The organism is Methylorubrum rhodesianum, assembly GCF_014199985.1.
Lineage (GTDB): Bacteria > Pseudomonadota > Alphaproteobacteria > Rhizobiales > Beijerinckiaceae > Methylobacterium > Methylobacterium rhodesianum.
The window spans coordinates 122087-130855 of sequence record NZ_JACHOS010000017.1; the positions used below are offsets into that span (position 1 = coordinate 122087).

The 8769-nt window shown below is 68.8% G+C and carries 9 protein-coding genes and 1 pseudogene; 4 read left to right on the plus strand and 6 right to left on the minus strand.

Annotation, left to right across the window (positions count from 1 at the left end; all coding sequences use genetic code 11):
• Positions 1-81: 81 nt before the first annotated feature.
• Positions 82-354, plus strand: coding sequence for a DUF6894 family protein (locus tag HNR01_RS21930; RefSeq protein WP_183669817.1), 273 nt, complete (start codon positions 82-84; stop codon positions 352-354).
• 173 nt (positions 355-527) lie between these two features.
• On the opposite strand, the gene HNR01_RS21935 is transcribed toward HNR01_RS21930, so the two are convergent.
• The gene (locus tag HNR01_RS21935; RefSeq protein ID WP_153876711.1) at positions 528-977 is read right to left on the minus strand and encodes a tRNA (cytidine(34)-2'-O)-methyltransferase; all 450 of its coding nucleotides are present in this window, start codon (positions 975-977) and stop codon (positions 528-530) included.
• Positions 978-1098: 121 nt separating this feature from the next.
• Between HNR01_RS21935 and HNR01_RS21940 the strand changes: the two genes are divergently transcribed.
• Genes HNR01_RS21940 through HNR01_RS21950 form a run of 3 tightly spaced genes read left to right on the plus strand, consistent with a single transcriptional unit; the run spans position 1099 to position 4808 of the window.
• Complete coding sequence (locus tag HNR01_RS21940; protein ID WP_183669819.1) at positions 1099-2955, plus strand: ABC transporter ATP-binding protein; 1857 nt, start codon at positions 1099-1101, stop codon at positions 2953-2955.
• 18 nt (positions 2956-2973) lie between these two features.
• Positions 2974-4413, plus strand: a complete 1440-nt coding sequence (locus tag HNR01_RS21945; protein ID WP_183669821.1) for an MATE family efflux transporter — start codon at positions 2974-2976, stop codon at positions 4411-4413.
• 47 nt (positions 4414-4460) lie between these two features.
• Complete coding sequence (locus tag HNR01_RS21950) at positions 4461-4808, plus strand: DUF3140 domain-containing protein (protein WP_017487383.1); 348 nt, start codon at positions 4461-4463, stop codon at positions 4806-4808.
• Positions 4809-4823: 15 nt separating this feature from the next.
• Here the strand turns inward: HNR01_RS21950 and mtnA are convergent, their stop codons facing one another.
• From mtnA to HNR01_RS21975, 5 genes and pseudogenes are all read right to left on the minus strand, one after another.
• On the minus strand, positions 4824-5921 hold the full coding sequence (gene mtnA / locus HNR01_RS21955; protein ID WP_183669822.1) for an S-methyl-5-thioribose-1-phosphate isomerase: 1098 nt from the start codon (positions 5919-5921) through the stop codon (positions 4824-4826).
• A gap of 348 nt (positions 5922-6269) precedes the next feature.
• Positions 6270-6497: a DUF1902 domain-containing protein gene (locus HNR01_RS21960; protein WP_183669824.1), complete on the minus strand. Its 228-nt coding sequence runs from the start codon at positions 6495-6497 to the stop codon at positions 6270-6272.
• A gap of 74 nt (positions 6498-6571) precedes the next feature.
• Entirely contained in the window at positions 6572-6778 is a 207-nt protein-coding gene (locus HNR01_RS21965) for a DUF1902 domain-containing protein (RefSeq protein ID WP_246417603.1), read from the minus strand.
• A gap of 100 nt (positions 6779-6878) precedes the next feature.
• Complete coding sequence (serA, locus tag HNR01_RS21970) at positions 6879-8486, minus strand: phosphoglycerate dehydrogenase (RefSeq protein WP_183669826.1); 1608 nt, start codon at positions 8484-8486, stop codon at positions 6879-6881.
• 161 nt (positions 8487-8647) lie between these two features.
• Positions 8648-8769, minus strand: a pseudogene (locus tag HNR01_RS21975) (phosphoserine transaminase); the annotation flags it as partial.

Sequence of the window (8769 nt, forward strand, 5' to 3'; positions counted from 1 at the left end):
ATCCGAGCACGCTGGCCCAGCGAATCCGTCGGCCGAGAGTGCTTCGATCGCGCCGGGAACGTCGATTTTCAGGGGATGTGGATGCCGAGGTTCTTCTTCAATACCAACGATGACGTCGAGCTATGGGATGACGAGGGGACGGATCTGCCGGATCTGGACGCCGCACGCCGTGCCGCCATTCGCTATGCTGGCGAACTGTTGAGGGAGGCGGGGCCTTGCGTCGCATTCGGCGACGCGTGGCAGCTCAGGGCGAGCGATGCGAGCGAAGGCGTCGTGTTCACGATCGACGTCAAGATCACCCTGAATCAGGCGGCTTTGTCCGCGCCGAGCCGGGACGTGGCGCGGTGTCAGTAGCGGCCGAGAACCCAGCAGCCGGAGCGCGTCGCCCAATCGAACTGAGCCATCGGCCGCATCACGTCACTCGGGCAGGCGATGGAGGACGGGCCGCCGCGCCGCGTGAGCCCTGCTGCGGCTCGAAATGATGCCGGCCGTCGCCGGATGGTCGCGCTCCGTCAATCGATGGGCCCTTACCCGATCTGCCGGATCGCCTCGCCCAGGATCATCGCGGCGCAGACCGCGACGTTGAGCGAACGCAGGCCCGGCCGGATCGGCACCAGGATGCGGGCATCGGCCGCCGCGTGGACCGCCTCCGGCACGCCGGCCGATTCACGCCCCATGAGCACACAATCACCGTCGCGGAAGGCATGCTGCGTGTAGGGCACCGAGCCGGCGGTCGTCGCGAGCACGAGACGTGAGCCCGACGCCTCCCGCCATAACTGGAACGCGTCCCAGGAGCGGTGGCGGGTGATCGCCACGTGGTCGAGGTAGTCCAGGCCCGACCGACGCAGGTTCCGGTCGGAAACGTCGAACCCGGCCGGCTCGATGATCTCGACTGCGATCCCGAGGCAGGCCGCCATGCGCAGCATGGTGCCGGTGTTCTGCGGAATGTCCGGCTGGTAGAGGGCGAGGCGAAGCATCGGAGAAGGGAAGACAGAGGAGGGGCGGGGCAGGGTCCTGCCTGCGGCATGGTCGCGGGGTTGGCCCGGCGTCAAGGAGGCTTACCTGAGCCTCTCGTTCCACAGTCGGTCCCTCAACATCATGTTCCTCGATTGGCTCGAGCGCCGCATCGATCCGTTCGCGCCCTTCGACGACCGGCGCATGCCGCCGAAGACGGTGCTGGGCTTCGCGGGCTTCTACCTGCGGCCGATCCGCTCCGCGCTCATGGTGCTGTTCGTCATCGCCGTGGTGGCCGGCGGCATCGAGGCCTCGCTCTACCTGTTGATGCGCTGGTTCATCGACCTGATGAGCGCGGCCGACCGCTCGACCGTGATCGGCGATAACGCCGTGCCGCTGACGCTGGCTGCCCTCCTGCTCCTCGTGGTTCGCCCCTTCACGATCTGGCTTCACGAGGTGGTCTCGAACCAGCTCGTCGTGCCGCAATCGACCAACCAGATCCGCTGGCGGACGCATCTCTACACGCTCGGCCACTCGCTCTCGTATTTCCAGGCGGATTTCGCCGGGCGTCTGGCCAATCGCACCGTGCAGGTGGGACCGGCGGTGCGTGAACTCGCCGTCGTGTTCATCGACACGCTGCTCTACGTGGCGATCTACGCCGTCACCGCGATCGGGCTGTTTTCCTCGATCTCCGCGTGGCTCGCTCTGCCGGTGGTGATCTGGGTCGCGGCCTACGCGGCTCTGACGGCTTGGTTCGTGCCGCGCGCCCGCAAGCGCTCGCACCTGACCGCGGAGACCCGCTCGACCCTGATCGGCCGGGTGGTCGACAGCTACACCAACATCCTCACCGTCAAGCTCTTCGCCCGCGACCGCGAGGAGCGCGCCGCCGTCCGCGACGCGGTCGACACCCACACCAAAGCCTATCTGCATCAGTTCCGGCTCACCACGCTGACGACGAGCCTGCTCGGTGCCCTCAACAGCCTGCTCCTGTTCACGACGGCCGCCGTCTGCTTCGCCCTGTGGCAGCGCGGCGCGATGACCACCGGCGAGGCTTCGGCCGGGCTCGCGCTGATTCTTCGCCTGATGGCGATGTCGGGCTGGGTGATGCAGACCGTGCGCGGCGTGTTCGAGAATGTCGGCGTGATCCAGGAGAGCATGCAGACGATCGCCCGGCCCCACGCCCTCACCGACGTGCCGGGAGCGAAGACGCTCACCGTCACCGGCGGCGACATCCGCTTCGAGAACGTGGACTTCCACTATGGGCGGGGCGATGCCAGCATCATCGAGAACCTGTCCTTCCACATTCGCCCCGGCGAGAAGGTCGGGCTCGTCGGCGTCAGCGGCGCGGGCAAGAGCACGATCACCGCGCTGCTGCTGCGCCTGCACGATGTCGAGGGCGGGCGCATCCTGATCGACGGTCAGGACATTGCCGGGGTGACGCAGGACAGCCTGCGCGAGGCCATCGCCATGGTGAGCCAGGACACCTCGCTGCTGCACCGCTCGATCCGCGACAACATCGGCTACGGTCGTCCGGAAGCCTCAGATGCGGAGATCGAGCGGGCGGCACGGCTCGCGCATGCCCACGACTTCATCCTCGACCTCGTGGACCACAAGGGCCGGCGCGGCTACGACGCCCATGTCGGCGAGCGCGGGGTGAAGCTGTCCGGCGGGCAGCGTCAGCGCATCGCGATCGCCCGCGTCATCCTCAAGGACGCGCCGATCCTGATCCTCGACGAGGCGACGAGCGCGCTGGACAGCCAGGTCGAGGCGGCCATCCAGGAGGCTCTCGACACCCTGATGGGCGACAAGACCGTGCTCGCCATCGCTCACCGGCTCTCGACCATCGCCGCGCTCGACCGGCTGATCGTGATCGATCGCGGTCGGATCGTGGAGGAGGGCACCCACGCCGATCTGATCCGCCGCGGCGGCCTCTACGCCGACCTGTGGCGGCGGCAGTCCGGCGGTTTCCTCGGGGACCGGGCGCCGGCTCCGGCCTCCTGAGCGGATGAGACCTCTCGCGTGACGTCCACACCGAGCCTCGCGGCGACCGGTTTCGAGCGCCCGCCCGCCTCGCCCTGGCGCGATGAGCTGCGCGCGACGCTGAAGCTCTCCGCGCCCCTCGTCCTCATCAACCTCGCCCAGCACGGGTTGGTGGCCTCGAACGCAGTGCTGCTCGGCCGGCTCGGCGCGGAACCCATCGCCGCGGGCGCGCTCGCCACCAGTCTCTACCTGCTGCCCTTCATCGGCGGCATCGGCCTCACCTCCTCGGTGGCCCCTCTCGTGGCGGAGACGGTCGGCCGGGCCGCGGGCGCGGAAGGGGCCGGCGAAGTGCGGCGCACGGTTCGGGCCGGGCTGTGGGTCGGGTTCCTCGTGACCCTCGCGCTGATGCCGTTGCTCTGGTTCACGGAGGATCTGCTGGGGCTGCTGCGGCAGGAGCCGGCGGTCGCAGCCGAGGCCGGCGCCTATATGCGGGTGCTGCAATGGTGGATGTTCCCCGCGCTCGCCTTCATGGTGCTGAAGGGCGCGCTCGCCGCGCTCCAGCGGCCTGGGCCGCCGCTTGCCGTGAGCCTCGCCGCCCTGCCGCTCAACTTCGCCCTCGGCGCCTTCTTCGCCTTCGGGCCGCCGGACCTCGGCATCGTCGGCGTGGCGCTCGGCACCGTAATCACCGAGTTCCTGGCGCTCGCGGCCCTGGTGGTGGTGATCCGGTTCGACCGGGGTCTCCATCGCCACCGGATGTTCGCCCACCTCTGGCGGTTTGACACCGAACGTCTCGCCCGCGTGGTGCGGGTCGGCCTGCCGATGGGCGTGGCCGGTATCGCCGAGGCCGGCCTCTTCGAGACGGCCACCGTCGCGATGGGGACCTTCGGCACGGTGCCGCTCGCCGCCCACGCGATCACGCTGCAAGTCGCCGCGACCTGTTTCATGGTGCCCAACGGCATCGGGCAGGCGGCGACGGTGCGGGTCGGCCGCGCCTTCGGCGCCGCCGACCGGGCAGCCCTTCGCCGCGCCGGAGCCGTCGCGCTCGGGCTCGGCTTCGGCTTCATGGTGGCCTGCGCCCTGGTACAGCTCCTCGCCCCGCGCGCCCTGATCGGCCTGTTCCTCGATGCCGAGGCGCCGGGCGCCACGCAGGTGTTTCCGGTGGCCGCCGGCTTCCTGATCTTCTCGGCCCTGTTCGCGATCTCGGACGGCGTGCAGTCGGTGGCGCTCGGTTGTTTGCGGGGCCTGCAGGACACCAAAGTGCCGATGCTGATAGCGCTGTTCGGCTACTGGGGTATCGGCGTTCCCCTCGGCGCTGCGCTGGCCTGGGGCGCCGGACTGGGCGGGCGCGGCATCTGGGCCGGCTTCTGCGCCGGCCTTCTCGTCGTCTCGGTGTCCCTGGTGATCCGCTGGCGGCGGCTGAGCGGAGTCCGGGCGCGCGGCCCAAGCGCGCAGGCCGCGCCGGGGCGGAACCGCGCCTGAAACGCCTCCGTTCCCGCCCCAACGACAGCGGGAGGGCGACAGGCGCCATGGCTCAGGCCGACGATCACGAGACGATCTGGAAAGATTTCAAGGGCGCGGTGAACATGACCGCCTCGGCCCTGGAGAAATTCCTGGAATCCGACGAGAGCCGGTCCGTCGGCCAGAAGAAGGACGGCGGCGAGGCTACGGGCCACAAGCAGGGCCGCCGCATCGTCGAGATCCTGCACAAGAAGAAGGCCGATCTCACCGACGACGACTATGCCGACATGAAGAAGGTGGTCGGCTACGTCCACCGACACCTCAAGCAGGGCGGGCCCGAGGACAAAACCAAGACGAAGGACTCGCCCTGGCGCCTCTCGCTAATGAACTGGGGCCACGATCCGCTGAAGGATTGATGCCCCGTACGCCCCTCAGGCGGCCTTGCGCCGCTCCGGATAGAGCCCGGCCAAGCCTTCCTCGGTCGCGGCGCAGACGCCGCGCTCGGTGATGATGCCGGTGACGAGGCGGGCCGGCGTCACGTCGAAGGCCGGGTTGGCCACCGGGCTGCCCGGTGAGACCACGGCCACCGTGGCGAAGGCGCCGTCATCGGTGCGCCCGGTGAGATGCGTGACCTCGCGGGCGTCGCGCTCCTCGATCGGGATGTCGCGCACCCCGTCCGACAGGGTCCAATCGATCGTCGAGAAGGGCAGGGCCGCGTAGAACGGGATGCGGTTGTCGGAGGCCGCCAGAGCCTTCAGGTAGGTGCCGATCTTGTTGCAGACGTCGCCCGACGCCGTGGTGCGGTCGGAGCCAACGATGCACACATCCACCTGCCCGTGCTGCATCAGGTGCCCACCGGCATTGTCGGCGATCACGGTGTGCGGCACGCCGTGGGCGTTGAGTTCGAAGGCGGTGAGCGCCGCGCCCTGGTTGCGCGGACGGGTCTCGTCCACGAAGACGTGGACCGGCACGCCGGCATCGTGCGCGACGTAGATCGGCGCCAGCGCCGTGCCCCAATCGACGGTGGCGAGCCACCCGGCGTTGCAGTGGGTCAGAACGTTGACCGTGCCGCCCTTCTTCGCCGCGATCTCGGACAGGATCTTGGCGCCGTGCTCACCGATGGCGCGGCAGCTCGCGACGTCCTCGTCGGCGATGCGGCCGGCTTCCGAGAAGGCGAGGGCCGCGCGCTCGGTCTCCGGCGCCCGACGCAGCATCGCGGCCATCCGGTCGAGCGCCCAGCGCAGGTTGATCGCGGTGGGCCGCGTCGCGGCGAGCGTCGCGGAAGCCCGCTCGATGCCTGCCTCGCTCGCATCCTCCCGCATCGCCAGCGCCAGCCCGTAGGCGGCGGTAACCCCGATCAGCGGCGCGCCGCGCACCACCATGGTGCGGATCGCCACCGCCGCGTCGTCCAGATTCGCCAGACGCTTGAGCTCGAAGGCAAAGGGCAGCCGGGTCTGGTCGATGACCATGACGGCGCCTCCGTCAGCCTCGGGGAAGATGGTGCGGTAGGGGCGTCCGTCGATCTTCATGAGCTGCTCGCGCGATACATCCAAGCGGGCCCGTTCCGGGGCATAGGTCCGGAAGATCGGTGACGGATCAGAAGGCTTTGGGCAAGCCGGCCGGCTTCAAGATGCCCGTTGGCGGTGTGACGCGATTTGATCGCAGCGTCCACGACGACCTTCCTGCCGGTCTCGTCGTTTCGCCAAATTTCGTGATCTCCGCGACCGCTCCCCAGGAATGCATAGCCGTGCTGACGCAGCGGCTTTTTCAGGGCCAGAGTGTCGTCGGTCACCTGTCACTGCCCTCACGAACCTCGGTTTGTCCGTTCTTGGCACAGTGCGCGCGACGGCGCGTTGATCGTGGCTCGATCAGTTTGATCAGGCGGCTTGCACCCGAACGCGATCATGGGCGTAGGCGATCAGATCGACCTCGATATCCATTGCTGTCTCCACCTCGAGCAGATCTTGGATCATCTCCGGCAGTTTGCGGCGGAGGGCCTCCAAGGTGTCCGCCTCGGTTACGAGAACCGGCACATCAGATTCCTGCACGAACCAGACGTCCGCCTCGTCGTCCCAGGCGCAGCGTACGACAACGTGCCGGCTCATCGCGGATTCCTCATTTCCGTTCGGAGGATGACCGCGCGACACGCATCGCGCGATCCCTCCGATCGGTCACCCTCTTACCGCTTCACCCGTTCGACGTAGATGTCGAGATAGGCGTCGTCCTCGAGCCCGAGCAGGTCGCGGATCATGCCGGGCAGCTTGCACAGCAGGGCCGGCATGGTGGGTGCCTCGGTGGCGAGACCCGGCACCGGCGAGTCGTGGACGAAGAAGACGCCGGCCGCCTCGTTCCAGGCGCAGCGGACGGTGAATGTGCGGGCCATCATCGCGCGATCCTCATGCTCGGAGGGGAGGGGGGACGGCGCCGGAAGCGCCGTGCCGTCGCTGTCGAGGGGGCGGTCGGCCTCCGCCCGGGCCGTGCCGGCCTCAGAATCGGACGGGCCGAACACGTTTCACCTGCGGGATCGCCTCGATCGCCTTCAGCACCTCCGGTGACACCTCGCCGTCCACCGCGACGAAGGCGATGGCGTTGCCGCCCTCGGCCTCTCGGCCCAGTGCGAAGGTCGCGACGTTGACGCCCGCTTCTCCCAGCACCGAGCCGAAGCGGCCGACGAAACCCGGCTTGTCGTGATTGCGCACGTAGAGCATGTGCGGCGCGAAGGCCGCGTCGATGTCGATCCCACGGATTTCGATGACGCGCGGCTTGCCGTCGTGGAAGACGGTGCCGGCGGCATCCCGCGGCATGTCCTCGGCATCGACGGTGATCCGCACCACCGACTCGTAGTCGCTGGCTCCGCCCTCGCGCTTGATCTCATCGACGACGATCCCGCGATCCTTCGCGATCACCGGGGCCGAGACCATGTTCACGTCCTGCAGGATCGGGCGCAGAACGCCGGTCACCGCCGCGGAGGTCAGCGCCCGGGTGTTCATACCGGCCACCGCGCCCTCGTAGGTGATGCGGATGCCCTTGATCGGCGCCTCGGTGAGCTGGCCGAGGAAGGAGCCGAGCTTCTCGCACAACGCGACGAAGGGCTTGAGGCGGGGCGCCTCCTCGGCCGAGATCGAGGGGAAATTGATCGCGTTGGCGATGGCTCCGCTCAGCAGGTAATCGGCCATCTGCTCGGCGATCTGAAGCGCCACGTTCTCCTGCGCCTCCGAGGTTGAGGCGCCGAGATGCGGCGTGCAGATCACGTTCGGGTGGCCGAAGAGCGGGTTCTCGGTTGCCGGCTCTGTGACGAACACGTCGAAGGCGGCGCCCGCCACGTGGCCGGAATCGAGGGCCGCGCGCAGGGCCACTTCGTCCACGAGGCCGCCGCGGGCGCAGTTGATGATGCGCACGCCGCGCCTGGTCTTGGCGAGATTTTCTTCCGAGAGGATGTTGCGCGTCTTGTCGGTGAGCGGCACGTGCAGCGTGATGATGTCGGCGCGCGCGAGCAACTCGTCGAGTTCGACCTTGTCCACGCCGATCTCGACGGCGCGCTCCGGCGTCAGGAAGGGGTCGAAGGCGACGACCTTCAGCTTGAGCCCGATCGCCCGGTCGGCGACCACGGCGCCGATATTGCCGCAGCCGACCACGCCGAGCGTCTTCGCCGTCAGCTCGACGCCCATGAAGCGGTTCTTCTCCCACTTGCCGGCCTGCGTCGAGGCATCCGCCGCGGGGATCTGGCGGGCCAGCGCGAACATCAGCGCGATGGCGTGTTCGGCGGTGGTGATCGAGTTGCCGAACGGCGTGTTCATGACGATCACGCCCTTGGCGGTCGCCGCCGGGACGTCGACGTTGTCGACGCCGATACCGGCCCGGCCGACCACCTTGAGGCGCGCGGCTTGCGCGAGCAGCTTGCCCGTCACCTTGGTGGTGGAGCGGATGGCGAGACCGTCATACCGACCGATGATGGCGGCCAGCGCCTCCTTGTCCTTGCCGAGGCCGGGCTGGAAATCGACCTCGATACCGCGGTCGCGGAAGATCTGGACGGCGGCGTCGGAAAGCGCGTCGGAGATGAGGACCTTCGGTTTGGTCTGGGTGAGCTTGGGCATGATGGGCACCTCGCGTCAGACAGGCGCGCAGGATCACTCGCTTCTCGGCGAAGCGTTGGCCGGTTCGCGCAGGACTCGGAACGAGAGACCGGCGGATCGCTGGAGCGCGTCGATAAGCAAATGGCCGGTCTCGCGACCGGCCATCATGACGTCTCAGACCCTCAGGCCGCCGCGGCGGCGAGTGCCGCCTTCTCCTGGGCGAAGGCCCAGTCGAGCCAGGGCGTGAGGGCGGCCAGGTCGGAGGCCTCGACGGTGGCCCCGCACCAGATGCGCAGGCCCGCCG

Coding starts and splice junctions, on each gene's coding strand:
- HNR01_RS21930 (WP_183669817.1), top strand. CDS start 82: ATGCCGAGGTTCTTCTTCAATACCAACGATGACGTCGAGCTATGGGAT.
- HNR01_RS21950 (WP_017487383.1), top strand. CDS start 4,461: ATGGCTCAGGCCGACGATCACGAGACGATCTGGAAAGATTTCAAGGGC.
- HNR01_RS21935 (WP_153876711.1), bottom strand. CDS start 977: ATGCTTCGCCTCGCCCTCTACCAGCCGGACATTCCGCAGAACACCGGC.
- serA (WP_183669826.1), bottom strand. CDS start 8,486: ATGCCCAAGCTCACCCAGACCAAACCGAAGGTCCTCATCTCCGACGCG.
- HNR01_RS21965 (WP_246417603.1), bottom strand. CDS start 6,778: ATGATGGCCCGCACATTCACCGTCCGCTGCGCCTGGAACGAGGCGGCC.
- HNR01_RS21940 (WP_183669819.1), top strand. CDS start 1,099: ATGTTCCTCGATTGGCTCGAGCGCCGCATCGATCCGTTCGCGCCCTTC.
- mtnA (WP_183669822.1), bottom strand. CDS start 5,921: ATGAAGATCGACGGACGCCCCTACCGCACCATCTTCCCCGAGGCTGAC.
- HNR01_RS21960 (WP_183669824.1), bottom strand. CDS start 6,497: ATGAGCCGGCACGTTGTCGTACGCTGCGCCTGGGACGACGAGGCGGAC.